General features: G+C 58.0%; 24 protein-coding genes. 19 read left to right on the top strand and 5 right to left on the bottom strand.

The features are described 5' to 3' along the window. Window positions 1-177 precede the first annotated feature (177 nt). The 12 genes from iolD (at window position 178) to lpdA (ending at window position 16,201) form a co-directional block, all read left to right on the top strand. Complete coding sequence (gene iolD / locus ACEQWH_RS07120; RefSeq protein WP_370229217.1) at window positions 178-2,046, top strand: 3D-(3,5/4)-trihydroxycyclohexane-1,2-dione acylhydrolase (decyclizing); 1,869 nt, start codon at window positions 178-180, stop codon at window positions 2,044-2,046. Beyond that, a complete protein-coding gene (gene iolC, locus ACEQWH_RS07115; protein WP_370229215.1) occupies window positions 2,043-3,023 on the top strand; it encodes a 5-dehydro-2-deoxygluconokinase in 981 nt (326 codons plus the stop codon). Before iolD ends, iolC begins: the two co-directional genes overlap by 4 nt. A 12-nt stretch (window positions 3,024-3,035) precedes the next feature. Next, a complete protein-coding gene (locus ACEQWH_RS07110; protein ID WP_370229213.1) occupies window positions 3,036-3,878 on the top strand; it encodes a 5-deoxy-glucuronate isomerase in 843 nt (280 codons plus the stop codon). Beyond that, entirely contained in the window at window positions 3,875-4,708 is an 834-nt protein-coding gene (locus tag ACEQWH_RS07105) for a class II fructose-bisphosphate aldolase (RefSeq protein ID WP_370229212.1), read from the top strand. Before ACEQWH_RS07110 ends, ACEQWH_RS07105 begins: the two co-directional genes overlap by 4 nt. Then, complete coding sequence (iolG, locus tag ACEQWH_RS07100) at window positions 4,708-5,697, top strand: inositol 2-dehydrogenase (protein ID WP_370229211.1); 990 nt, start codon at window positions 4,708-4,710, stop codon at window positions 5,695-5,697. The genes ACEQWH_RS07105 and iolG overlap by 1 nt, the downstream gene beginning before the upstream one ends. Before the next feature lie 166 nt (window positions 5,698-5,863). Further along, on the top strand, window positions 5,864-7,750 hold the full coding sequence (gene speA, locus ACEQWH_RS07095; protein ID WP_370229209.1) for a biosynthetic arginine decarboxylase: 1,887 nt from the start codon (window positions 5,864-5,866) through the stop codon (window positions 7,748-7,750). A gap of 23 nt (window positions 7,751-7,773) precedes the next feature. Beyond that, complete coding sequence (locus ACEQWH_RS07090; protein ID WP_370229207.1) at window positions 7,774-8,985, top strand: saccharopine dehydrogenase family protein; 1,212 nt, start codon at window positions 7,774-7,776, stop codon at window positions 8,983-8,985. 78 nt (window positions 8,986-9,063) lie between these two features. Then, entirely contained in the window at window positions 9,064-10,233 is a 1,170-nt protein-coding gene (locus tag ACEQWH_RS07085) for a carboxynorspermidine decarboxylase (RefSeq protein WP_370229205.1), read from the top strand. Continuing rightward, complete coding sequence (gene speB, locus ACEQWH_RS07080) at window positions 10,230-11,072, top strand: agmatinase (RefSeq protein WP_370229204.1); 843 nt, start codon at window positions 10,230-10,232, stop codon at window positions 11,070-11,072. Before ACEQWH_RS07085 ends, speB begins: the two co-directional genes overlap by 4 nt. Window positions 11,073-11,443: 371 nt before the next feature. Further along, window positions 11,444-13,537: a thiamine pyrophosphate-dependent enzyme gene (locus tag ACEQWH_RS07075; protein WP_370229203.1), complete on the top strand. Its 2,094-nt coding sequence runs from the start codon at window positions 11,444-11,446 to the stop codon at window positions 13,535-13,537. A 1-nt stretch (window position 13,538) separates the two neighbouring features. After that, window positions 13,539-14,786, top strand: coding sequence for a dihydrolipoamide acetyltransferase family protein (locus tag ACEQWH_RS07070; RefSeq protein WP_370229201.1), 1,248 nt, complete (start codon window positions 13,539-13,541; stop codon window positions 14,784-14,786). Window positions 14,787-14,806: 20 nt separating this feature from the next. Beyond that, window positions 14,807-16,201 carry a dihydrolipoyl dehydrogenase gene (gene lpdA, locus ACEQWH_RS07065; RefSeq protein WP_370229200.1) on the top strand — a complete coding sequence of 465 codons (1,395 nt, stop codon included), beginning with the start codon at window positions 14,807-14,809 and terminating at the stop codon, window positions 16,199-16,201. Between the two features lie 53 nt (window positions 16,202-16,254). On the opposite strand, the gene ACEQWH_RS07060 is transcribed toward lpdA, so the two are convergent. Beyond that, entirely contained in the window at window positions 16,255-16,731 is a 477-nt protein-coding gene (locus ACEQWH_RS07060) for an Lrp/AsnC family transcriptional regulator (RefSeq protein ID WP_370229199.1), read from the bottom strand. Between the two features lie 258 nt (window positions 16,732-16,989). Between ACEQWH_RS07060 and pcaF the strand changes: the two genes are divergently transcribed. Genes pcaF through ACEQWH_RS07030 form a run of 6 tightly spaced genes read left to right on the top strand, consistent with a single transcriptional unit; the run spans window position 16,990 to window position 21,771 of the window. After that, window positions 16,990-18,186 carry a 3-oxoadipyl-CoA thiolase gene (gene pcaF, locus ACEQWH_RS07055; RefSeq protein ID WP_370229198.1) on the top strand — a complete coding sequence of 399 codons (1,197 nt, stop codon included), beginning with the start codon at window positions 16,990-16,992 and terminating at the stop codon, window positions 18,184-18,186. Window positions 18,187-18,199: 13 nt separating this feature from the next. Beyond that, window positions 18,200-19,177 carry a 1,2-phenylacetyl-CoA epoxidase subunit PaaA gene (gene paaA / locus ACEQWH_RS07050; RefSeq protein WP_370229197.1) on the top strand — a complete coding sequence of 326 codons (978 nt, stop codon included), beginning with the start codon at window positions 18,200-18,202 and terminating at the stop codon, window positions 19,175-19,177. A 4-nt stretch (window positions 19,178-19,181) separates the two neighbouring features. Continuing rightward, a complete protein-coding gene (gene paaB / locus ACEQWH_RS07045; RefSeq protein ID WP_370229195.1) occupies window positions 19,182-19,466 on the top strand; it encodes a 1,2-phenylacetyl-CoA epoxidase subunit PaaB in 285 nt (94 codons plus the stop codon). Beyond that, complete coding sequence (gene paaC / locus ACEQWH_RS07040; RefSeq protein ID WP_370229194.1) at window positions 19,466-20,218, top strand: 1,2-phenylacetyl-CoA epoxidase subunit PaaC; 753 nt, start codon at window positions 19,466-19,468, stop codon at window positions 20,216-20,218. The genes paaB and paaC overlap by 1 nt, the downstream gene beginning before the upstream one ends. A gap of 1 nt (window position 20,219) precedes the next feature. Then, a complete protein-coding gene (gene paaD, locus ACEQWH_RS07035; protein ID WP_370229192.1) occupies window positions 20,220-20,690 on the top strand; it encodes a 1,2-phenylacetyl-CoA epoxidase subunit PaaD in 471 nt (156 codons plus the stop codon). Between the two features lie 10 nt (window positions 20,691-20,700). After that, window positions 20,701-21,771 (top strand): 2Fe-2S iron-sulfur cluster-binding protein, encoded by a 1,071-nt coding sequence (locus ACEQWH_RS07030; protein ID WP_370229190.1) that lies wholly within the window; start codon window positions 20,701-20,703, stop codon window positions 21,769-21,771. A 28-nt stretch (window positions 21,772-21,799) separates the two neighbouring features. Here ACEQWH_RS07030 and ACEQWH_RS07025 read toward each other — a convergent pair whose 3' ends face one another. The 4 genes from ACEQWH_RS07025 to paaG are packed head-to-tail and all read right to left on the bottom strand — an operon-like array spanning window position 21,800 to window position 24,938. Next, window positions 21,800-22,405, bottom strand: a complete 606-nt coding sequence (locus ACEQWH_RS07025) for a TetR/AcrR family transcriptional regulator (protein WP_370229188.1) — start codon at window positions 22,403-22,405, stop codon at window positions 21,800-21,802. Window positions 22,406-22,411: 6 nt separating this feature from the next. Next, complete coding sequence (paaK, locus tag ACEQWH_RS07020; RefSeq protein ID WP_370229186.1) at window positions 22,412-23,722, bottom strand: phenylacetate--CoA ligase PaaK; 1,311 nt, start codon at window positions 23,720-23,722, stop codon at window positions 22,412-22,414. Continuing rightward, complete coding sequence (paaI, locus tag ACEQWH_RS07015) at window positions 23,722-24,156, bottom strand: hydroxyphenylacetyl-CoA thioesterase PaaI (RefSeq protein WP_370229184.1); 435 nt, start codon at window positions 24,154-24,156, stop codon at window positions 23,722-23,724. The genes paaK and paaI overlap by 1 nt, the downstream gene beginning before the upstream one ends. Further along, entirely contained in the window at window positions 24,153-24,938 is a 786-nt protein-coding gene (gene paaG / locus ACEQWH_RS07010) for a 2-(1,2-epoxy-1,2-dihydrophenyl)acetyl-CoA isomerase PaaG (RefSeq protein ID WP_370229182.1), read from the bottom strand. The genes paaI and paaG overlap by 4 nt, the downstream gene beginning before the upstream one ends. 92 nt (window positions 24,939-25,030) lie before the next feature. Between paaG and ACEQWH_RS07005 the strand changes: the two genes are divergently transcribed. Beyond that, the coding region (locus ACEQWH_RS07005; protein WP_370229180.1) for a 3-hydroxyacyl-CoA dehydrogenase NAD-binding domain-containing protein at window positions 25,031-26,200 on the top strand (1,170 nt) is incomplete at its 3' end.

Below are 26,200 nucleotides of genomic sequence, written 5' to 3'. Positions count from 1 at the left end.
TGTGCCTTGCCCATATAGCCGCCGCCAATGATGCCAATCCCGATTTCCACCTGTCATCTCCTCACGGTTTGAAATTCAATTTGCAACCGGTTGCAAAATTAGTATCCTGAGAATCAATGACTCGCAAGCTGCATTCGACATGACGTCGAATTTTCCCAAGGGGGGGACACGCAGAATATGACTAGCACGAACGACACTATTCGGTTGACGACCGCACAGGCGATCATCCGGTGGTTATCCAATCAATACATTGAGATAGACGGCGAAGAGCTGCGCCTTTGCGGTGGCGGCTTTGGTATTTTTGGCCACGGCAATGTGACGTGTTTGGGTGAGGCTCTGAACGGCGTCAAAGAGGCGCTGCCGCTGTATCGCGGCCAGAACGAACAGAGCATGGGATTCGCGGCGGCGGGCTATGCAAAGACGTGGCTGAGACAGCGTTTTATGTTCTGCACAGCCTCTGCGGGGCCGGGAACTGCAAACCTTTTGACCGCAGCCGCTTTGGCGCATGCCAACCGTCTGCCGATGTTGTTGTTGTGCGGTGATACCTTCCTGACGCGCCTGCCGGATCCTGTTCTGCAACAGCTTGAAAACTACAATGACCCGACGTTTGGCGTGAACGACGCCTTTAAGCCGGTCACCCGTTTCTGGGATCGCATCACGCATCCGGCGCAGGTGATTCAGTCTCTGCCAGCGGCCATTGCAACCTTGCTGGATCCCGCCGATTGCGGACCGGCCTTCCTTGGGCTTCCGCAGGATGTGCAGGGGTGGACCTATGACTATCCCGCGGTGTTTTTCGAAAAGAAAGTGCACCGCATTCGCCGACAGTCACCCGATGAGGCCGAAATCGCAGATGCGGTTGCCTGCCTGTCTAAGGCCAAACGCCCAATGATCATCGCAGGCGGTGGCGTGCAATATTCGCGGGCTGTGGCAGAACTGACCGCTTTTGCGGAAACGCACCAAATTCCGGTGGTCGAAACCATTGCAGGGCGGGCCAATATGCTGGCCAGCCATGCGTTGAACATTGGGCCGATTGGGGTCACGGGATCAGACAGTGCAAATGCGATTGCGGAAAAGGCCGATGTGATCGTCGCGGTCGGCACGCGTTTGCAGGACTTTACGACGGGGTCATGGACGGCGTTCGCCAAGGACGCTCAGTTCATCTCGGTGAATGCTGCGCGTCATGACGCGGCCAAGCACATGTCGCTGACCGTTGTTGGGGATGCGAAACTGGGGCTGACGGCACTCACTCAGGCTCTTGATTATCGTGCGCCCGCTGATTGGGTGTCACTGGCGCAGGACGAGCGCGCATCCTGGGATGCTTATGTGGCGGACAATGTCTCGATCGGGAACCGGCCAAATTCCTATGCGCAGGCCATTGGTGTGGTGAACGATCTGGTTGATCCGCGCGACCGCGTGGTTGCGGCAGCGGGTGGTTTGCCTGCTGAAGTCACGGCCAACTGGCGCACGCTGGATATCGGCACAGTCGACGTCGAATTCGGTTTCTCGTGCATGGGGTACGAGATCGCGGGCGCTTGGGGGGCACGCATCGCGCAGGCCCAACGCGAGCCAGACCGCGATACGATCACCTTCTGCGGGGACGGCTCTTATATGATGCTGAACTCGGACATTTATTCGTCGGTGCTGTCTGACAAAAAGATGATCGTGCTGGTTTTGGACAATGGTGGTTTCGCGGTTATCAACAAGCTGCAAAACAACACCGGCAACGAGAGCTTCAACAACCTCTACGAAGATTGCCCGACCATCGCGGCCCCCTTTGCCGTAGACTTTACCGCGCATGCGGCCGCCATGGGCGCGACCTCGGAGCGGGTGGCCAACCCGACCGAGCTGGCCGAGGCCTTTAAGCGCGCGCAAGCAAGCGACAAAACCTATGTCATTGTGATGGACGTTGACCCCTATGAGGGCTGGACCACCGAGGGCCATGCCTGGTGGGAAGTCGGCACGCCGCATATCACCGAGGACGAGACCGTCCGCGCAGCCCATCTGGACTGGGAATCCAGTCGCGAAAAGCAACGGCGGGGTGTGTGATGGTTTTGGACGGCATCGCCAAACGCAATTTTCTGGTGATCGGCCGCGTGGGTATGGATCTGTCGCCAAACCCTCCGGGCAGTCGCACGAAAGAGGCCACCGATATGATGGTCGCTATGGGCGGAAGCTCGGCCAATATTGCGGCGGGGCTTGTGAAGTTTGGCTGTAAGGCGGCTCTGGTGACCTGCGTGTCTGACGATGCAGTCGGTTGGTACTGCGAAGGCCAGTTGGATCACTACCAAGTGGATCGCCGTTATGTGCGGCGGGTGCAGGGCGAGGAACGCACCTCGCTGGCCATCTATGAAACCCGCATCCAAGAGCATCAGAGCGTGATTTATCGCAACAACGCGGCGGATTTTCAGATGACAATCGCCGATGTCGAGGCCGTGGATTATGCGCAGTATGGCGCGTTGATCACTGCGGGCACCGTTTTTGCCGCTGAACCGTCGCGGTCTGCGGCTTTTCGGGCCTTCGAGCTGGCGCGGGCGGCAGGCATCCCGATTATCTTTGATGTCGACTATCGCCCCTATTCATGGCCCTCTGCTGAGGTCGCCGAAGAAGTTCTTTCGCGCGCAGGTGCTTTGTCTGATGTGATTGTCGGCAATGATGAAGAGTTCGGCTTTATGGCGGGCGGCATCGACAAAGGGATCGCCAAAGCGCGCGAGCTTGCACAGACCTCGGCCCAGATTGTGGTCTATAAAAAAGGCCCCGAAGGTGCCGTGACCATCACCAAAGACGCTGAAATCTCTACCGGGATTTTCAAGGTGGATGCGGTCAAGCCGACCGGCGCTGGCGACAGTTTTATGGCGGGGTTCCTTGCTTCGCTCTCTGAAGGACACCCGATGAAAGACGCCGTTTTGCGCGGCTCTGCCTGTGCGTCGATCGTCGTTTCGCAACCGGGCTGTGCGCCTGCGATGCCAAACGGCGACCAGCTAGACGCTTTCCTGAAATCCCATCCTGGCCCTACGACGTGCTGAAAGGACGACACCATGCATATCGCTCCATATGACAATGAAAACAAACCGATCGTGGATGTCGAAGACGGTTTCGTACCGCTCAACTACTTCAATATCGTCAAGCTAAAGAAGGGCGAAACCTTTGAATATGCGACGCCCGGCTATGAAACCTGCATTGTTCCGGGCACCGGAACCGTCGATGTGGATGTTGAAGGCGCGCAATATCCCGCGCTGGGCAACCGCAGGGTCGATGTCTGGGACGGCGAACCAGAAGGCGTTTACGTGCCCGTTGGGGCAAAGGTGCGCATCACCTGCGTAAGTGACGAAACCGAGACGTTCATTGCAGGCGCCAAATACGACAAAGTGCTGGAACCATTTGACGTCCGCGCCGCTGATTTGGACGTGGTGCAATATGGGTCTGACGACACAAAAACCCACCGCAAGATCAAGCATATCCTTGGCGGAAATCATCACGACAAAGTTGGCCGCCTTTTGGTGAGCGAGCTTTACACGGTGGGTGAGGGCGGCTGGTCCGGGTTTCCTCCGCATAAGCACGACACGGACCGGCTGCCTGATGAAACGCGCCATGACGAGACTTATAACTATCGGTTCAAGCCGAACTATGGCACCGGCGTTCAGATCATCCAGCAAGAGGGCGACGCCACAGGCGATGCGCATCACATCGTTGATGGCTCGACGATTTGTTTGCGGTCGGGATATCACCCCTGCGTCGCGATGCCCGGGTATCAGATGTATTATTTCACCATTCTCGGCGGCCTCAGCCAGCGCAGTCTGAAGCAATACTTCCAGCCGCAACACGCAGAACAGCTGCATACGATCCCGGGAATTATGGACATGGTGGCTAAGTTCAAATGACCCTTGCGACTTTATCTGAAGTGCTTCAGCCCGCGCTGAAGCAGGGCTACGCTGTGGCCGGACTTGTGACCCTTGGGTGGGAGGAAATGCGCGCCTATGTTGCCGCCGCCGAGGCCGAAGGGGTCTCGGTGATCCTGCAAGCGGGCCCAAGCTGCCGGGCGCATACGCCTCTGCCAGTGTTGGGCAAAATGTTCCGTCACCTTGCGGAAAACGCCTCTGTGCCCGTCGTTGCCCATCTGGACCACGGCTATACCTTTGACGAATGCAAAGAGGCTTTGGACAGCGGGTTTACTTCTCTGATGTATGATGGATCGCGCAAGCCGTTGGCGCAGAACATCGACGAAACCGCGCGCATCGCCGAAATGGCCCACGCTGCGGGCATTTCCTGTGAAGGAGAGATCGGATTTGTCGGTTATTCCGGTGGCGAGACTTCTGCAGGAACCGACCCTGACGAGGCCGCGCGGTTTGCGCGCGAAAGCGGTGTGGACGCCATGGCGATCTCTGTTGGCAATGTTCATTTGCAACAGGACAAAGAGGGTGGGTTGGACGAGCCGCGCATTCGCGCAATCGAGGCTGTGACGGACATCCCGCTGGTAATCCACGGTGGCTCTGGCGTTCCCATTGCGCAGCGGTCTGCGCTGGCGCGTGGCTCGCGGATTTGCAAGTTTAACATCGGAACCGAGTTACGCATGGCCTTTGGTTACGCGCTGCGCGATGCCGTGACCAAAGATGATGCGCGGTTTGACCGGGTTCAGATCCTGCAAGAAACGCATGATCCGGTTTTTGAGGCCACACGCCGCGTTCTGCGGGCATTTAAAGGAACAGAGTGATGCTGAGAATTGGTCTTCTGGGGTGTGGGCGCATCGGTCAGGTCCACGCCAAATCCATTGCGCATATAGATGGCGCAGAGGTTTCGGCTGTGGCCGATGCCTTTGCTGATCCCGCTCAGGCGCTGGCGGCACAAACCGGTGCACAGGTGCTGGAGCCGCTCGAGCTGATCGAAAGCGCCTCCGTCGATGCGGTTGTCATTGGCACACCGACCGACACGCATTTCGACTTGATCCACGCCGCGGCCGCTGCGGGCAAAGCGATCTTTTGTGAGAAGCCAGTGGATATGTCGGCCGATCGCATCCGGATCTGCATGGAGGCCGTCAAGCAGGCTCATGTGCCCTTTCTGACCGCCTTCAATCGGCGTTTTGATCCTAATTTTGCCAACGTACAAAGCCGCATTGCAAACGGCGAGATCGGCGCGGTCGAGATCGTGACGATCCAATCCCGTGATCCCTCCCCGCCGCCGGTCAGCTATATCAAAAGCTCTGGCGGGCTGTTTCGCGATATGATGATCCATGATCTGGACATGGCCCGCTTTCTGCTGGGCGAGGAACCAGTGTCTGTCTACGCGGTCGGCGCTGCGTTGGTTGACCCTGCCATTGGCGCGGCAGGCGACGTGGACACTGCGGCCGTGACCTTGACGACGGCCAGCGGGAAAATCTGTCAGATCAGCAATTCGCGCCGGGCCAGCTATGGCCATGATCAACGCATCGAAGTGCATGGGGCCGGTGGTATGCTGCGGGCTGAAAACATGTTGGAAAACACGGTCGAAGTGGCAACAGCCGAGGGCTTTCGCGCTGCGCCAGCCCAGCACTTTTTCCTGGAACGCTACAGCGAAGCCTATCGCCGCGAAATGGCACATTTTGTTGCTGCGGTTCGTGATGGCACCGCGATCAGCCCGACTATCGAAGACGGGTTGAAAGCACAGGTTTTGGCCGATGCCGCGGCAGAGTCCTTGGCCAAGGGCGCGCCTGTTCTGCTGACATAATGCAGGGTGCAGAGGCCTGTGCCCCGGGCCTCTGCACGATCGCTTTGATCTTAAGGAAAGATCGCAAGTTTTTCCTTGGCACGAATCCATTTCCCGCCTAAACCGCGCCATCCGGACAGATGCCGGACCTGAGACCTGAGTCTTCGCCATTTTGGGGGATACGTGATTGAACAAGCCAACTGTTGCACCGCATACTGTCTATGGGATCGATAAATGGGGCAAAGACCTTGTTGTCGTGACGGACAAAGGCGAAGTTGGCCTGAAAAATCCGCTTAATCCTGATGCCCCTGCGGTCAGCCTGCCTGATATCCTGGCCGACCTTGATGACCGCGGTGTTCAATCGCCGATGATCCTTCGGGTGTCGTCCTATTTGGAAAACGAAATCAAACACATCAACGAGTGTTTTGCCGAAGCCATTCAGCGCGTGGGGTATGCAGGCGTCTATCGCGGCGTGTTTCCGATCAAGGTGAACCAGCAGGCGCAGGTGGTTGATCGCATCGTGCAGTTCGGCAAACCCTATGACTATGGGCTTGAGGCCGGCTCAAAACCAGAATTGGTTATCGCCCTTGCCCACAGGCTGTCCCGCGATGCGCTGATCGTTTGTAACGGTGTCAAAGACCCTGAATTCATCAGTCTGGCCATCCTGTCGCGGAAAATTGGGTTCAACACCGTCATCGTTTTGGAAAGCCCGAAAGAGGTCGATACGGTTATCGAGGTCTATAAAGAGCTTGGGGTCGAGCCGCTGTTGGGCGTGCGCGTCAAGCTGACCAATCAGATCACGGGCAAATGGGAAGAAAGCTCGGGCGACCGGTCCACTTTTGGGATGAACACGGACCAGTTGGTTCTGGTGATCGACAAGCTGCGCGACGCGGGGCTGTTGCATTGTCTGAAGCTGCAACACAGCCACCTTGGCAGTCAGGTTCCTGACGTTAACGATGTGCGCCGCGCGGTCTCGGAAGCCTGCCGCTACTACACCGAATTGATGCGCGAAGGCGTGCCCCTGACGCATCTTGATCTGGGCGGCGGTCTGGGTGTGGATTACACCGGCGAGAAGGCCGCGACCGAGAATTCGATCAACTATTCCATGCGCGAATATTGCACCAATGTGGTGGAAACCGTGAAATACGCGATGGATGCGGCCAACATCGCGCACCCGACCTTGGTGACGGAAAGTGGTCGCGCCGTTGTCGCAACATCATCGATGCTGTTGTTCAATGTGCTTGAGGCAACCTTTTATGACGCGCCAACCGCACCCAAACCAGAACCCGATGATCACCATCTGATTTCGGACCTTCTGGCGATCAGCGAATATATCACCGCAGATCGCCTGCAAGAATGCTGGAACGACGCGAATTTCTATCGCAACGAAATGCGGGCGCTGTTTCATCGCGGCTATGTAAGCCTGCGGGAAATGGCCCGCGCCGAGCGGATCTATCTGCACATCATGGCCCGCATAAAACACCACGCGGCTTTTGACGATATCACAGTGCCCGAGGATCAGATGATCCGCCTGTCTGACATCTATCACTGCAATTTCTCGCTTTTTCAGTCCTTGCCAGACGTCTGGGCCATCGACCAGCTGCACCCGATGTTGCCTCTGCAGATGCTGGACCAGGTGCCTGATCGCCATGCCGTTCTGTCTGACATCACCTGCGACAGCGACGGTAGGATCGACAAATTCATTCTGTCCGATGGCGTGGCGCGCGCCTTGCCGGTGCATACGCTGCCCGAAGACAAACCCTATTTCATGGGTGTGTTCTTTGTCGGGGCCTATCAGGAAACGCTGGGCGATCTGCACAACCTCTTTGGCGACACCAATGTGGTCACGATCGAGCTGCGCGATGACGGGGGCTTTGACCTCTTGCACGAACAAGAAGGCGACACGATTTCCGAGGTCATGTCCTATGTGGAATTTGACCCGCAGGACTGTGTCGCAGAATTCCGCAAAATGGTGGACGAGGCGATCTCGTCCGGCGCATTGCAATCCAAAGAACGAAAAATCCTGATGAGCGCTTACCGCGACAGCATTAACGGATACACTTATTACGAGTGACCTCAAACGTAGGAGTAGGGATCATGGGCAAAACACTGGTTGTCGGAGCAGGGGGCGTATCGCACGCGGCCGTGCACAAAATGGCAATGAACAGCGACATCTTCACCGAGATCACGCTGGCCAGCCGGACAAAATCCAAATGCGACGCCATCGCAGCGGCCGTCAAAGAGCGCACGGGCGTCACCGTCAAAACCGCCGCATTGGATGCGATGGATGTTGCCGCGACCGTGGCTTTGATCAAGGAAACCGGGGCCGAAATCCTCGTGAACCTCGCGCTGCCATATCAGGATCTGGTGCTGATGGACGCGTGCCTGGAGGCAGGCTGTCATTATCTGGATACAGCGAACTACGAGCCCGAAGATGTGGCCAAGTTCGAATATCACTGGCAATGGGCCTATCAGGATAAATTCAAAGAGGCGGGCCTGACGGCTATTCTGGGCTCTGGTTTTGATCCGGGCGTGACCTCTGTCTTTGCGACATGGCTCAAGAAACACAAGCTCGACACCATCCGCCAGATCGACATTCTGGACGCAAATGGTGGCGACAACGGGCAGGCTTTCGCCACCAATTTTAATCCTGAAATCAACCTGCGCGAAGTTTTGGCCGAAGTGCGTCACTGGGAAAATGGCGCCTGGCACGCAAGCCCTGCCATGTCCACCAAAGTCGAATTTGACTTCCCGGGCGTGGGCATGAAAAACATGTACCAGATGTACCACGAAGAGCTGGAAAGCCTGTCGACCCACTTCCCGGAAATCGAACGGGCGCGCTTCTGGATGACCTTTGGGGATGCCTATATCATGCACGCCAAAGTGCTTGAAAACGTCGGCATGACCCGCATCGATCCGGTGATGCATGACGGCAAAGAAATCATTCCGATCCAATTCCTGAAAACCCTGCTACCCGATCCCGGCGATCTGGGCGCGCTGACCAAAGGCAAAGCCTGTATCGGCGATATCGCGACGGGTCAGGCCAAGGATGGCTCAGGCGAAAAGACCTTCTATATCTACAACATCTGCGATCACGAAGAATGCTATGCCGAGGTCGGCTCACAAGCGGTCAGCTACACAACCGGCGTGCCAGCGATGATCGGGGCAACGCAGCTTCTCAAAGGCAACTGGCGCGCACCGGGTGTCTGGAATATGGAGCAACTCGATCCCGATGACTTCATGGATATGCTCAACGCACATGGCCTGCCTTGGCAGGTGCACGAGCTCGACGGTCCCGTCGATTTCTAATCCCGACCCAGACCCCTCTTTTTCTCTTGCCAGAAATATCCCGGGGGTCTGGGGGCTGGCCCCCAGAAGGATGCCGAGATGACAGAGCTCATGACCACGCAAGCCGGCGATCCCGGGGCGTTTCGCGACTTTGACCTGACCCGCGTGCCAAGCCCCTGCTTTGTCGTGGACGCAGCGGCTGTTGAGGCGAATTTGGCAATCCTGCGCCACGTGGCGGATGCCTCGGGCGCCAAAGTGCTTGCGGCCCTCAAGGCGTTTTCGATGTTCTCGCTTGCCCCTCTTGTGTCCAAGTATCTGGACGGCACCTGCGCCTCTGGCATCTATGAGGCGCGTTTGGGGCGCGAGGAATACACCGGCGAAGTGGCGACCTTCTGTGCAGGCTATAAAGACAGCGACATCGATGAAATCATTGCGCTTTCCGATCATGTGATCTTCAATTCCATCGCCCAAAAGGACCGCTTTCTCGTCAAATGTCAGGCGGCGGGCGTTCAGGTCGGTCTGCGGATCAACCCCGAATACTCCGTTGGCGACATCGCCAAATATGACCCTGCCGCGCCGTGTTCACGGCTTGGCGTGCCGATCAGCCAGCTCACGCCAGAGGCATTCACAGGCGTCGACGGCGTGCACATGCATGTTCTTTGTGAACAGGGCGTAGATCCTCTTTTGCATGTCTGGTCCGCGGTGGAATTCAAGCTTTTTCCGTATTTTGAACAGTTGAAATGGGTCAACTTCGGCGGCGGGCATCACATCACGCGCGCCGACTATAACCGTGATGTGCTGATCCATTTGCTGAAAGATATCCGTATCAAATACGATATGGATGTGATGATCGAACCCGGCGAGGCCGTGGCGCTGGATGCAGGCATCTTGGTGGGGGAAATCCTGGATACCTTCACCAACGACATGAACATCGCGATCACCGATATTTCCGCCACCTGTCACATGCCCGACGTCATCGAAGCGCCTTATCGCCCGGCAATGCTGGCAGAGGCCAGCACGGGGACAACCTATCGTCTGGGTGGGCCGTCCTGTCTGGCGGGGGATGTGATCGGCGACTACACGTGGTCTGACCCTCTGACAGTCGGGCAGCGCTTTGCCTTTCTGGATCAGGCGCACTATTCGATGGTGAAGACCAACACGTTTAACGGCGTGCCTTTGCCTGCGATTGCGCTCTGGAACAGCAAAACTGATGCGCTGCAGATGATCCGCGAATTTTCCTATTCCGACTTCAAGGACCGCCTGTCATGAGCGTTTTTCTGGACAGTGAACTGACGCAAAGCGAACGCGGTGAAGAGGCGCGGTTTCATGTTATTCCCGTGCCTCTGGAGCGCACGGTGTCTTACGGCTCTGGAACCCATCAGGGACCAGCGGCTATTATCGAGGCCTCAAATGAGCTGGAGCGGATCACCAACGGGTGTGAACCCTGCGCTGATGGGATTTTCACGCAAGACGCTCTGGACTGCACCGGAGACTTGCCCGATGTGATGAGCCGTCTTGCAGAGCGGACTGGCGCGGCTGTTTCTGCGGGCAAAATCCCGGTGACGCTGGGGGGCGAGCATTCGCTCAGCTATGGGGCTGTCATGGGGGTCGCACAGGCGCTGGGCCAGCCCATCGGCCTTGTTCAAATTGACGCCCACGCGGACCTGCGTGTGGCTTATCAGGGCAACAAGCACTCGCATGCCTCTGTCATGCATTTGTTGGCCGAAGAGGGCGTGCGCCTTGCGCAGTTCGGGGTGCGGGCCTTGTGTCAGCAGGAAATCGACAGCCGTCAGCAGAACGATGTGTTCTTCAAAGATGCCGAAGAGCTGGTGGTCGGGAATATTCACGAAGTCGATCTGCCTGAGGATTTTCCCGAGTTGGTCTATGTCAGCTTCGACGTCGACGGGCTGGATCCAAGCCTGATGCCCGCAACCGGAACGCCTGTGCCCGGAGGATTGGGGTATTATCAGGCGCTGCGTTTGGTGGAACATGCTCTGAAGGGCCGCAAATGTGTCGGCTTGGACGTGGTAGAGCTGGCGCCAGATGGCAATGCGGCTTGGGATTTCACCGCGGCGCAGATCGTGTATCGTCTGATGGCCGCCTGCTGACGACACGGTTTGGGGTCAAGTGCTTTTCACCAATTTGGGTCCGGATTTCGCGCGCGGCAGATGCCCCGCGTGGTCAAGATTGCGTGAATCGCGCAATTTCACAAATTTTCTCTTTTTGGCGGTTTGCTTGACGTGTTGCGCGCAAGCTGAATGATTTTTCCAGATTAGAGAAATTATTGAAACCCACACCGCTCTTGCGCGCATGCGGCCTGCAAGTTTGAAACCCGTTTTCACGCAGGGTCACTACCCTGAAAGCGACGCTATTTGTCCGGCTTCAACGTCACAGGTCCGCGCATACGCTGGGTGACGCTTTGGTGTCTTGCCTTTGGGCCGGTCAAACAAACGCGAATTAAGTGCAGGAGAGCCCGGTCGTGAACACGCAAGCAAAACTGAAACAACAGGCGCAGCCGGCGTCAAATATAGACACATCCATAGACTGGAAGTCCGTCGTCGATACGGTCCTTACGTCGCGCACGATTGACCGCCTTGAAGAAACGGAATTGGTGCCTGCCAAAAAGGTGCTCTATCAGTTTTCGGCGCGTGGGCATGATGTGGCGCAGGTGTTGCTGTCCAGTCAGCTGACCAACCCGATGGATGCGGTGTGCGGGTATTATCGCTCGCGTCCTTTGCTTCTGGGCCTTGGGGTGGATCTTGTGCATGCAATGGGCTCGGCCATGGCGCGGTCTGGCGGCTATTCTGACGGGCGCGACATTGGCGTTGTGTTCAATTTCCCCAATCAGGACGGACCCAAGGGCCTTCCCATGAGCGGAGGCGTCGGCGCGCAGTATTCGCCAGTCTCTGGTTGGGCGCAGGCGCTGGAGTATCGGGCACGTCAGCTGGGCGAGGACAGCTCTAGCACGGCGATTGCGGTCTGCCTTGGCGGGGACGGTTCGGTGGCAACCAATGGCTTCTGGGCGTCCTTGACCATCGCAACCACTCAGAAGCTGCCAGTTTTGTTTTACATCGAGGACAACCAGTATGGCATCTCGGTGCCCTCGACGTTTCAGACGCCTGGCGGCGACATTTCTGCGAATTTGGCGTCCTTTAAAGGGCTGAACATTCTGGCGGGGAATGGCTCGGATCCCGAAGAGGCGTCCAGTCTGATCAAAGAGGCCGTGCGCTATGTCCGTGAGCGCAATGGTCCGTGTCTTTTGCGGCTGAGGGTTCCGCGCCTGCAGGGGCATTCCTTTCAGGATACGCAGGCCTATAAATCTGAGGAGTTTGTCGCCGACGAGTGGGAGCGCGATCCCCTCCCACAGCTGAAATCACATGTTGTCCCATCCGTTCTGTCAGAAAGCGAGTGGACCGATATGGAAAGCGAGGTGGAAACCCGCGTGCGCGCCGCGATCGAGGCTGCGGATGCCATTCCGATTGCAGACCCTGCGACTGTGACGCGGGACAACTTCTTTGAAGAGGGGCGGCTGCAAGTTCAGGGCGGTCAATGGGCCGAAGGATACGTGCCGCCGACCTCAACCGACGTGCCGAAGCCAACCAGCAAAAGCCGCCTGAATATGGTGACAGCCATCCGTGCCACGCTTGAGCATGAGATGGAGATCAACAATCGCGTTGTGGTCTTTGGCGAAGACGTTGGCCCGAAAGGGGGCGTGCACGCGGTCACACTTGGGATGCAGGACAAATTCGGGGAAGATCGGGTGTTTGACACCAGTCTGAACGAAGAGGGGATCATTGGCCGCGCCGTCGGGATGGCCTATGCCGGATTGGTGCCTGTTCCTGAAATTCAATTCCGCAAATATGCGGATCCTGCGGTCGAGCAGATCAATGATTGTGGCACCGTCAGATGGCGCACCAACAATCAGTTCGCCGCACCTATCGTGCTGCGCATGCCTGGTGGTTTCTTCAAATGTGGTGATCCCTGGCACAGCCAAACCAACGAAGTTCAGTTTGCAAAAGCAACCGGCTGGAAGCTTGCGTTTCCTTCCAACGCAGAAGATGCGGTTGGCCTTTTGCGGGCTTCGTTGCGCGGAAACGACCCGGTGGTGTTCTTTGAACACCGCGCGCAGCTCGATGACCCCTGGGCCCGTCGCCCCTATCCTGGCGATGATTTTGTGCTGCCTTTCGGTCGGGGCAAGATGATCTCTCGTGGTGATCGTGCCACGTTGGTGGCCTGGGGGGCTATGGTTCAACGCTGCGAAGAGGCCGCGGCCGGGTTGGATTGCGACGTCATTGACCTGCGCACGCTAAGCCCTTGGGACGACGAAATGGTCCTGTCCTCGGTCGTGCGCACCGGGCGCTGCCTGATTGTGCACGAGGACAACGGCACAGCTGGCTTTGGGTCCGAGATCGCCGCGCGCGTGGCGGACGAGGCCTTTATGGATCTGGATGCACCCGTCAAACGTCTGACGATGCCGGATATTCCAAGCCCTCACAACGCGGTTCTGATGAATGCAGCCGTCCCATCGGTGGACAAAATCCGCGCCGAGCTGACAGCGCTTCTGGAGTTCTAAGATGACCACTCTCACTGATGTAATTGTCCCTCTGGAGCAAGAGGGCACCGCGGCGGTTGTCCGTTCGTGGTTTGTCGAGGTTGGCGACACCGTGCAAGAAGGCGACCCGCTGGTCGAGCTGGAAACTGACAAGGTGGTAGTGGAAGTGCCAGCGCCCACCGATGGTGTTGTGACGGAAAAGCTGTTGGAAAGCAGTCAGGACGCCCAGCCGGGTGCGCTGCTTGCACGTCTTGATACCGCGGCTTCGGGTGCACCGGCGCAGGCCTCTGAAGCCACGCCGTCTGTGGCTGCCGCGCCCGTCGAGGCTCTGGACAAGATGGCGGGTACCGAGCGGCGGTTCTCTCCTGCAGTGCGCCGGATTCTGATGGAAGCCGGATTGCAGGACGCCGACAACATCCCCGGCAGTGGGCGCAACGGGCGCGTGACAAAAGCTGACGCCTTGGCCTTTGTCCAGGCCGCCAAGGCGCAAACGCCTGCGCCGCGTGCCATAACTGCCGCGCAACCCGCGCCCCAAACGTCCACCGCGCCTGCCGTATCAAACAACATGGGGCCAAGCGAAATGATCCCGCATTCGACGATGCGGCGGGCCATCGCGGATCACATGAGCCATTCGGTCACCACAGCACCACATGTGACGGCAGTTTTTGAGGCGGATTTCAGCGCGATCATCCAACACCGCAAAAAACACAAAGCCGACTTTGCGGCCAAGGGGCTTAATTTGACCTTTACGGCCTATTTCATTGCGGCCGCGGTCGAGGCCATGAAGGTGTCGCCCTTGGTGAACAGTCGGTGGCACGACGATGCCGTCGAGGTGTTCGGCGACGTCAACATTGGCGTAGGAACGGCTTTGGGGGACGATGGTTTGATCGTTCCGGTCGTGCATCAGGCGCAGAACATGTCGCTGCAAGGCATTGCCGCGCGGCTGCAGGACATGACCCTGCGCGCGCGTGATCGGGCGTTGACCCCGCAAGACACGAAGAACGGCACATTCACGATCTCGAACCATGGGGTGTCGGGATCACTGGTGGCCTCGCCCATTATCATCAATCAGCCGCAGTCCGCGATCCTGGGGATTGGCAAGCTTGAGAAACGCGTATGCGTGGTCGAGGCAAACGGTGCGGATTCAATTCAGATCCGCCCTAAGTCCTATGTGTCGCTGACCATCGATCACCGTGTGATTGACGGGCATCAGACCAACCTTTGGCTGACACGCTTTGTGGACGTTCTAGAAAACTGGCCTGCGGACTGATGAGCAGGGGGAGCAAAGCTGTGACCAAGACCTATGACGTTGTCATCATCGGAGCGGGGCCTGGGGGTTATAATTGCGCGATCCGGGCAGGCCAGTTGGGGTTGTCGGTGGCCTGCGTTGAGCGGCGATCGACGCTTGGCGGCACCTGTTTGAATGTGGGCTGCATTCCCTCAAAGTCGCTGCTGCATGCGTCAGAACTGTTCCACGTCGCAGCGACCGAATTGTCGGGGCTCGGCATCGATGTCGGGACGCCAAAGCTGAACCTTGGGCACATGATGAAGGCCAAAGATGACGCAGTCTCTGGGCTGACAAAAGGGGTGGCCTTTCTGCTGAAAAAGAACAAGGTCGATGTCTTTTATGGGGAAGGGTCTTTTGTAGATTCTGAAACGGTGCGCGTTTTGGGTGCAGACGACACAGCGCAAACCCTGAAAGCGCGCAACATCGTTGTCGCCACTGGCTCCGAGCCAGCCACCTTGCCGGGCGTAGACGTTGACGAGGATCGCATCGTCTCCAGCACGGGGGCGTTGGAATTCCCTGAAGTGCCTGAAACGCTTGTGGTTATTGGGGCAGGCGTCATTGGGCTTGAGCTTGGGTCCGTATGGGCGCGCCTTGGGGCACAGGTCACGGTGGTCGAGTATTCGGACGGAATTTTGCCGGGCGCAGACCCTGAGATCGCGAAGGCGGCGCAGGCGATTTATGAACAGCAAGGGCTGACCTTTGTGACGAATGCCAAGGTCGAAAGTGCTGTGGTGGACGGGGCCTCGGTGGGCGTCAATGTCACGATGCCTGATGGCAACCGCCAGACTTTGACCGCGGATCGCGCGATTGTGGCTATTGGCAGACGCCCTTACACGCGCGGCCTGTCGCTTGAAAATGCGGGCGTGAATCCGGACGAGCGCGGCGTGCTGGTCGGCGATGGCGCGCTGCGGCTGGCAAAGACGATCTGGGCAATCGGCGATTGCACCTCTGGCCCGATGCTGGCGCACAAAGCCGAGGACGAAGGCGTGGCCGTGGCCGAAATGATCGCAGGTCAAACCCCGCTGATCGAGCACGATCTGATCCCCTCGGTCGTCTATACCGCGCCCGAAGTCGCTTGGGTTGGCGCGACGGAAGACGCGTTGTCAGACAGGGACATCCGCGTCGGCCGTTTCCCGTTTCTGGCCAACTCCCGTGCGCGGGCAAGTGGCGAGAGCCAAGGTCTGGTCAAGCTGATCGCAGATGCCAAAACCGATGAGGTCTTGGGCGTTCACATCGTTGGCACGGGTGCTGGCGAGCTGATCGGCGAGGCCTGTACACTGATGGCGATGAGCGGATCTGCCGAAGACTTGGCGCGTATTTGTCACGCCCATCCAACCCGATCCGAGGCGCTGCGGCAGTCGGCCATGGATGCCGCGGGTTGGGCGATGCAAATCTAGGTCCGCTCTGCGTCGCGATCCGTCTGGGTTACTCCCCACAGGCGGATCGCACTTTAAAGCGGCAGCTTAGAGCCGTCTTTGATCGTCTCCATAACAACCGCCGTGTTCACGTTGTCGACCCCTTCGAGTTTGAACAAAAACGTGTTCAAAAAATTGCGGTAGTCTGCCATGTCCTCGGCGACCACACGCAACATGAAATCCCCTTCGCCCGTGATCGCAAAACACTGCATGATTTCCGGACGCTTCTGGACTTTCTGCACAAAGTTCTCGACCGCATCGTTTGAGTGTCGCGTCATCTTGACCATCGCCACCGCGGAAAACCCTAGACCAACGCGCTCTGCATCGATTTCCGCGACATAGCCAGAGATCACCTTGTCGGCCTCCATCGCCTGAATTCTGCGCCAGCAGGTCGAGGCCGACATGTTCGCCTCTTCTGCCAACTGCGTGGTGGTCAGACGGCAGTTTTCCTGCATGGCCTTCAGTATGAGTCGGTCATTCTGGCTGAGTTCAGCAGGTTTCGCTTTTGGCATTGTATTTCACTTTTTTGCTCTGTGTGATGTTCTCTTGTGAAATATGGGTGATAATCCGAGAGAAATGAAGTCACTTACTCCAAATTGCAGCTAACCTGTACCAGATAATGGTTCGCAATTGTGTGCGAAGCCTTCGTGTTTTTTGAGGGCTTTCCGCGCAAGGGTATATCGCATGAAATAGCTTTTACGTTACAGAAAATACGATTGTGTAATTTAGTGTAACATGATAGCAAGATGAAAACCAAAACTGGAGATCTAATGTCCGCTTACATTCTTGATGCCGTCAGAACCCCGATTGGCCGATACGGCGGGTCGCTGTCTTCTGTACGCACCGATGATCTTGCCGCCTTGCCAGTCAGGGAATTGATGCGCCGCAATCCGGGTGTGGATTTCGCGGCCGTGGACGATGTTATCTTTGGTGACGCGAACCAGGCGGGTGAGGACAATCGCAATGTCGCGCGTATGGCTGCGCTTTTGGCGGGCTTGCCTGTGGAAGTGCCTGGTACGACGGTTAACCGTTTGTGCGCCTCTGGCATGGATGCGGTCGGCATGGCTGCGCGCGGCATTAAGGCGGGCGACTACCGCCTGGCAATCGCGGGCGGTGTCGAAAGTATGAGCCGCGCGCCCTTTGTGATGCCCAAGGCCGATGCTGCGTTCTCGCGGGCCAATGCGGTCTATGACACCACCATCGGCTGGCGGTTTGTGAACCCGAAGATGCAGGCCGACTATGGCATAGATTCCATGCCGCAGACGGCCGACAATGTGGCCGAGGATTTCGGTGTTAGTCGTGACGACCAAGACGCCTTTGCCGTGCGATCTCAGGCGCGATACGCGGCGGCTGCCGAGGCGGGTCACTTTGATGACGAGCTGATGTCGGTCACGCTGCCGCAACGCAAAGGCGATCCGGTGGTGTTTGCAGCGGATGAGCATCCGCGTCCGGGAACAGATGCTGCCAAGCTGGGCAAACTGCGCGGCGTGAATGGTGCGGACAAGACGGTCACGGCGGGCAATGCCTCGGGTGTCAACGACGGCGCGGGGGCGTTATTGTTGGGGGATGAAGCAGCGGCCAAAGCGCATGAGCCTCTGGCGCGCGTTGTTGGAATGGCGGCGGCAGGGGTTGCGCCCCGTGTCATGGGGATTGGTCCTGTTCCTGCTGTGCGCAAGGTGCTGGAACGCACCGGTCTGACGCTGGCACAGATGGACGTCATTGAATTGAACGAGGCTTTCGCGGCCCAAGGTTTGGCCGTTTTGCGAGAGCTGGGTCTGCCCGATGATGCGGCGCATGTGAATCCCAACGGTGGCGCGATTGCATTGGGTCACCCGCTGGGCATGTCCGGTGCGCGTCTTGTGATGACCGCGGCCTATCAGTTGAAGCGCACAGGCGGGCGCTATGCGCTGTGTACGATGTGCGTGGGTGTCGGTCAGGGTACTGCCCTTATTCTTGAACGCACGTAGAGGGGATTTCCAAATGTATGCACAAATGGTGAAATCTAACGCGACCCAGGAAGATCCTGAAAAGCTGGCCGCGTTTCAGGCGCGGATCGATGCCGGAGAAAAGATCGAACCAAAGGACTGGATGCCTGAGGGGTATCGCAAGACGCTGATCCGCCAGATCGGTCAGCACGCCCACAGCGAGATCGTGGGGCAGCTGCCTGAGGCCAACTGGATCACCCGCGCCCCGACGCTGGAGCGTAAGGCGAACCTGCTGGCGAAAGTGCAGGACGAGGCGGGTCATGGTCTTTACCTCTATTGCGCTGCCGAGACCCTTGGGGTTAGCCGAGACCAACTGACGGAAAAGCTGTTGAATGGCACGATGAAATACTCGTCGATCTTCAACTATCCGACCCTGACCTGGGCTGATATGGGCGCGGTTGGCTGGCTGGTTGACGGTGCAGCCATCATGAACCAGGTGCCGTTGCAGCGGACATCATATGGCCCATACGCGCGTTCCATGGTGCGGATCTGCAAAGAAGAAAGCTTTCACCAACGTCAGGGCTATCACGTGATGATGGCCATGGCGAATGGCACTGCAGAGCAGAAACGCATGGCGCAGGATGCGCTTAACCGCATGTGGTATCCGGCGCTGATGATGTTTGGTCCGTCCGACAAGGACTCGGTGCATTCCGAGCAATCCATGGCCTGGAAAATCAAGATGAATACGAATGACGAACTGCGCCAGAAGTTCGTCGACGAAACCGTGCCGCAGGCGGAATATCTGGGGCTGACCGTGCCCGATGACGCTTTGGCCTGGAATGAGGCGACCGGTCATTATGATTTCAGCCAGCCTGACTGGACCGAGTTCTATGACGTCCTTCAAGGGAATGGTCCCTGCAACACCGACAGGTTGAAGGCACGGCAAAAGGCTTGGGACAACAATGCCTGGGTTCGGGAGGCCATGCTGGCCCATGCCGACAAAAAACACGCACGCAAGCTCGCAGCGGAGTAACGATATGAAACGTGAATGGCCCCTTTGGGAAGTCTTTATCCGGGGTGCTCATGGGATGAGCCACCGCCATGTTGGATCACTGCATGCCGCCGATGCGGAACATGCGATCAAGAACGCCCGTGATGTTTATACCCGTCGCAATGAAGGCGTCAGCATCTGGGTGATTCCGGCCGATCAGATCGTGGCCTCTGCGCCCTCTGAAAAGGGCCCCTTGTATGAACCTGCACGGGACAAGGTGTATCGTCACCCGACCTTCTATGACATCCCTGAGGACGTGGGGAAAATGTGATGAACCACTTGTTTGAGTTTCTGCTGCGTCAGGGCGACAATGCTTTGGTGCTGGGGCAGCGGATGGCGGAATGGTGCGGCCATGGACCCGCCTTGGAAGAAGACATCGCGCTGACCAATACGGCGTTGGACCTGATTGGTCAGACCCAGTTGTGGCTGGCCTATGCTGGCGAAATCGAAGGTGCAGGGCGCGATGCCAACGCGCTGGCGTTCTTCCGCGACAGCTATGATTTCCGCAACATCCTGATGCTGGAGGTGCCAAACGAGGATTTTGGCCGGACCCTGATGCGTCAGTTCCTGTTTGACGCGTTTCAGGTGCCTTGGTTGCAGGCCCTGTCCGACAGCTCGGATGTCAGGGTGTCCGAGATCGCGGCGAAGTCGCTTAAAGAAGCGCGCTATCACTTGGACCGCTCGTCTGAAACCGTAATCGCGCTGGGCGATGGCACAGAGGAAAGCAACGCCCGAATGCAGGCCGCGCTGGACTATTTGTGGCCCTACGCCGGAGAGCTTTTCTCCGACGACGCAACCGATCAGGCGATGGCCGATGCGGGGGTTGCCCCCTTGCCGTCGTCTATGCGTGAGGCTTGGCTGGATTGCGTTCGCGCGACGTTTGAGCGGGCGACCTTGCCCATGCCGACAAGCACCTTCGCACACAAAGGCGGGCGGACCGGTGCACGCCACACGGAACACCTTGGCCACATGCTGGCGGTGATGCAAACGCTGCCGCGCTCTTATCCGGACGCGACCTGGTGATATGACGCGTCCGAACGCCATCAGCGAAGCGCAGGTCTGGGACTGGCTGGAAGCCGTGCCAGACCCCGAGATCCCTGTGATCTCGGTTGTGGACCTCGGCGTGATCCGCGACGTGACGGTGGATGGGGACGCTGTCGAGATCAAGATCACGCCGACCTATTCCGGCTGTCCTGCCATGTCGATCATTTCGCTGGATATCGAGACGGCGCTGGCCAAGGTGGGGGTGACGAACCTGACTCTGAAAACTCAGATCGCCCCGCCCTGGACGACGGACTGGTTGTCGCAAAAAGGGCGCGCGCGGTTGCAGGACTATGGCATCGCGCCGCCACAAGCTGCGGGCGGACCAGATGCCTGCCCGCATTGTCGCTCGCAGAATGTCGAAAAGATCAGCCAGTTCGGATCAACCCCCTGCAAGGCACAGTGGCGCTGCAAAGACTGCCTAGAGCCTTTTGACTATTTCAAATGCATATGAGGTCAGAACGATGACTCAGTTTCATGAACTTAAAGTGACGAGCGTCCAAAAGACCATTCGCGACGCGGTTGTTGTCTCTTTGGAACCCACCGATACCGCAGACTTCTCGTTTGTTCAGGGGCAATATCTGACCCTGAAGCACGAGTTTGACGGCATCGAGCTGCGCCGGTCTTATTCGATCTGTTCCGGGGTCGAGGATGGCGTCTTGCAGGTCGGGATCAAACGCGTATCGGGTGGTGCGTTTTCGACATGGGCGAATACGGATCTGGCCGAGGGGGATGTCATTCAGGCGATGCCGCCAATGGGCAATTTCTATGCCAAACCGGCAGAGGACAGTCCGCATTACTTGGGCTTTGCCGTGGGCTCTGGCATCACACCGATCCTGTCCATCATCAAAACCGCATTGACGACAGAGCCTGATGCGCGTTTCACGCTGGTCTACGGGAACCGCAACCCCAATACGATCATGTTTCGCGAAGACCTGGAGGATCTGAAGAACCAGCATCTGGGCCGGTTCAACGTGATCCATATCCTTAACGATGACAGTCAGGAAATTGACTTGTTTCGCGGGCGCATTGATGCCGGAAAATGCCAGGCGCTGTTTGATGCGTGGATCGATATTCAGACGGTGGATATGGCCTATATTTGCGGGCCAGAGGGGATGATGACCTCGGTGTCTGAGGCGCTGCAACAGACAGGTCTGGCGAAAGACCGGATCCGCTTTGAGCTGTTTGCAAGCAGTCAGCAGGGCCGCCTGCCAACGCCAGTCGCTGATGCACGCGAGATGGAAGGCGGCATCGAGGCGCGGGTCACAATGGGTGGCGAAACGCGCAGCCTTTTGATCCCCGAGCAAACAAGTTTGCTGGACGCGGCACTGGGCGGAAATCTGGACGCGCCCTACGCATGCAAGGCGGGGGTCTGCTCGACCTGCAAGTGCAAGGTGGTTGAAGGTGACGTCGAAATGGTCGCGAACCACGCGCTTGAGGACTATGAAGTCGAGGCGGGCTTTGTGCTGTCCTGTCAGGCCTATCCGACCTCGGCCAAGAAAATCATCTTTGATTTTGACGAAGCGGGTCACTGACCCGGTGTTGTCCGCTCAGGCCCTTTTTTTAAGGGTCTGACGGGCCGTTCATGCCGTTCAGGACCAGATCCGTCACCGTCTGGGCATAGGCAAGACGCTTGGTTTCGTCGGCGCCGGGGCTCCATAGGTAGAACCAGTTCAGCATGCCAAAGACCGACATCGTGACATCGCGGCATTTCGCCGGATTGTTGGCCATGTCATCCGGTGCACAGGCGGCAATCGTGTTGGCCATGATCTGCACCATGTCGCGTTGATAGCCTTTGAGGATCGTCTGCTGCTCAATCGGCAACAAGGGAACGCCTTCGGTCTGGATTTTGTGCTCGTTGTCCATGCCGTCATAGGCCAGAAGGAACTCTGTGGTCAGCGCGCCCAGCTGTTCCTGCGCCGTTTTGCCCGACAAATCCAATGAGGAAATTCGGTCCTTTAAAGCGCTCAGATAGGTGTCCAGAATGACGAAGACCAGTTCATTCTTGCTGCCGCAATAGTGATAGATATTGGGTTTTGAGATCCCACAGGCTTTGGCCACATCGTTCATCGATGTGCCCGCAATGCCTGTTTTGGCGAACACCGCGGCGGCGGTGCTCAGGATCATATTGCGTTTGTCGTCGTGGTCTTTTGCTTTGGGCCGTGCCATGTGCGTTCAGTCTTTGGGTCTGTTGTCGATGACGCGACGCGCCTTGCCCTGGCTGCGTTCGACAGATCCCGGCGCGCCGATTTCAATCTGGGTTGAAACGCCGACAATATCCTTGATTTTGCGGCCCAACATTGCGGCGGCTGCATCTGATGCAGCGGTATCCTGGGCCTCGGGCGTTGCCTCTACGTGGACAGACATCTGATCCATGCGTCCGCTGCGGGTCAGGTGGATCTGAAAATAGGGCGCGAGGTCGGGGGTTGCGAGAACCTGCTCTTCGATCTGGCTTGGGAACACGTTCACACCGCGCAGAATGATCATGTCGTCAGAGCGGCCGGTGATCTTTTCGATCCGGCGCATGGTCCGTGCGGTGCCCGGCATAAGGCGGGTCAGATCGCGGGTGCGATAGCGGATCATCGGCAGGCCTTCTTTGGTAAGCGTGGTGATGACCAGCTCGCCCATTTCGCCATCTGGCAACACGTCGCCCGTCTCTGGGTTGATGATCTCCGGGTAAAAATGGTCTTCCCAGAAATGCAGCCCATCTTTGGTTTCGACGCATTCGTTCGCTACCCCGGGCCCCATGACCTCAGAAAGCCCATAGATGTCGACGGCGTGCATATCAAACGCTTGTTCGACCTCTTGGCGCATCGCGTTCGTCCAGGGCTCCGCCCCGAAAATCCCGACCTCTAGCGAGCTTTCGCGCGGGTCGATGCCGGCGCGATGGTACTGCTCTAGAATGTTCAGCATATAGGACGGGGTCACCATGATGGTGGTGGGTTTGAAATCCTGAATAAGCGTGACCTGCCGTTCGGTTTGCCCGCCAGATACGGGAACCACGGTGCATCCCAGATGATCGGCGCCGAAGTGCGCGCCAAGACCGCCGGTAAACAAGCCATAGCCATAGGCGATATGCGCCATGTCGCCGGGGCGGGTGCCGCTGGCGCGCATCGAGCGCGCCACAAGGCTGGCCCAATTTTCGATGTCAGTCTTGGTGTATCCGACAACCGTTGGCTTGCCGGTGGTTCCCGACGATGCATGCAGCCGCGCGATCTGAGACTGTGGCACTGCGAAGAGGCCAAATGGATAGTTGTCGCGCAGGTCGCTTTTCACCGTGAAAGGGAATTTGGCCAAATCCGCTAGGCTCTTTAGATCATCAGGGTGAACCCCAGCCTCGTCAAAGCGTTGGCGATACATCGGCACGTTGTCATAGGCGTGTTTCAGAGACCATTTCATGCGATCAAACTGAAGGGCGCGGATCTCATCGATAGAGGCGATCTCGATTGCGTCAAGGCTGTCTCTGCTGGGGGTCAGGTCTTTCATCAGGTGTCCTCGTAAACAGTACCGGGGATGGTGCGGGAGCCTCCGCGGAATTCAGCGATCACCGTGCCGCTTTCGGTTGTGACAGTCACGTCATAAATGCCGCTGCGGCCAGTCAGGCTGACCTCGCGGGCTTTGGCGATCAGCCGATCTCCTTCTTTGCCGGGGGCGACATAGGTGATGGAGTTGTGCTGCGCGACAGTGGTTTGGTTGCGGCTGTTGCAGGCAAAGGCAAAGGCGCTGTCGGCCAGGGCAAAGATCACCCCGCCATGGCAGCTTCCGTGGCCGTTGGTGTGATGCTTTTCAACCGTCATCGACAGGGTGGCAGAACCTTCGTCCACGTGGTCAATCTGCATGCCAAACCACGCGGTGGCATGGTCCTGAGACCACATGGCCTTGGCGGATTTTTCTGCGACGTCTTTGGCGGATTGGGTCATTTTCCTGCAAAGTCCGGTTTGCGTTTGTTCAAAAAGGCGGTGACGCCTTCGGCGTAGTCAGCAGAGTGCCCGCAGGCTTTCTGAAAGTCAGCCTCAAGATCCAGTTGCGCATCAAGAGTGTTCACGGTTGCCGCATTTATGGCCTGTTTGGTGCGTGCCAGTCCAAGGGTTGGCCCGTTGGCCAGTTTCTCCGCCAGCGCACGCGCCTCAGACATCAGATCCTCGGATGGCACGGCTTTCCAGATCATGCCCCAGTCCTCGGCCTGCGGTGCAACTATGGGCGTGCCCGTCATCGCCAGTGCTTTTGCACGGGCAGGGCCCAACAGACGGGTCAGGTTCCACGTGCCGCCTGCGTCGGGGACAAGGCCGACGTTGACAAAGGATTGAATGAACTTCGCATTATCCGCCGCCAGTACAATATCACAGGCCAGTGCCAGATTGGCCCCAGCGCCAGCGGCGACCCCGTTGACTGCACAGATCACCGGCAGCTCTGCGCCTTGGATCAGGCGCACCAGAGGGTTGTAGAAGGTGTTCAGCGTCTGGCTAAGATCCGGGGCGGTGTCCATCTTTGAAGGGTCTCGGTCGCCAAGATCCTGTCCCGCACAAAATCCACGCCCCGCGCCCGTCAGCAAAATGGCGCGTTTGCCGTCCGTGATGGCCTGCTCAATGGCGCTGCGCAGCGACAGGTGCATGTCGTCGTTAAAGCTGTTCAGCTTGTCTGGCCGGTTAAGTGTCAGTTGCACCCAGTGACCGTGATCCTGAGTCAAAATCGTGTCAGACAACGCATCCTCCCTTGCAATCGCGCGGCTTCCATCTTATCCACTATTCATATATCGACCGGTCGGTCAATGAATAACTGAAGAAGCGACACATCATGCCAGAAACTGTCCAGGTCAACGTTGACGGGGCGATAGCCTTTGTTTCAATCAACAACCCGCCTGTGAACGCGACCTCGTTGTCGGTGCGCGAAGGTCTGCTTGCGGCGGTCAATGACGTTCAGGGGTGTGATCTTGCCGTACTGACCTGTGAGGGGCGCACCTTCATTGCCGGTGGTGATATGTCCGAGTTTGATGCGCCACCCGTAGAGCCGCATTTGCCGGATGTTATTGATGCGATTGAAAACAGCGCGACGCCGTTTCTGGCGATCCTTCACGGCACGGTCTTGGGTGGCGGCTTGGAGGTCGCGATGGCCTGTGCCTTTCGCGTTGCCAAGCCCGGAACGCGGTTTGGCTTGCCCGAAGTCAACGTCGGTTTGGTGCCGGGCGCAGGTGGAACCCAGCGGGCGCCGCGTCTTTTGGGGTGGTCTGCGGCCGTTGATATGGCCTGTTTGGGTCAGATGAAGTCGGCCGAAGACCTGCGTGATCTTGGGGCTGTGGATCTGATTTCTGACGATCCGATGGCGCATGTGCAAGACTTCGTTGGTCGCGCCTATACCAAGACGTCAGATCGCGTGGTGGCAGCCCCCATGGACCGGGAAGCGTATCTGCCCAAGGTGCAAAAGGCCGCGCGGGGTCGGCAGGGGCCGCTGCATAACCTTGAGGCGCTATCTTGGGCCACCGAGCCGTTTTCACAGGCCCAACCGCGTGAGCGCGCGCTGCATCTGGATCTGCGCAGTTCAGCAGAAAGCCAGGCGCTGCGTCATATCTTTTTTGCTGAACGCGCTGCGGCAAAACCCAAGGCTTTAGATCAGGCCCAGCCCTTGGCGATCAAGCGCGTGGCCATTGTGGGCGGCGGCTTGATGGGCAGCGGCATCGCAGCGGCCTGTCTGAATGCAGACCTGGCAGTCACCATCATCGAGCAGACCGAAGCCGCAGCAACTCAGGCCGCGAAAACCGTGACTGGCTTGATGCAGGGTGCGCTGGACCGCGGGAAAATCACGGCCTCCGATTTCGAGGCACGCTGCGCAGCGCTTGTGACCACAACGGACTATGCCGACGCGGCAGAGGCCGACCTTGCCATTGAAGCCGTATTTGAAGATCTGAACGCAAAACGCACTGTTTTCAAAGACCTGTCCGCTGTGATGCGCCCTGACGCTCTTTTGGCG

The organism is Cognatishimia sp. (genome assembly GCF_964229375.1).
In the GTDB taxonomy this organism is placed as follows: Bacteria; Pseudomonadota; Alphaproteobacteria; order Rhodobacterales; family Rhodobacteraceae; genus Cognatishimia.
The sequence above is the reverse complement of the archived record's forward strand: the minus strand, read 5'-3'. Positions and strand labels throughout refer to the sequence as shown.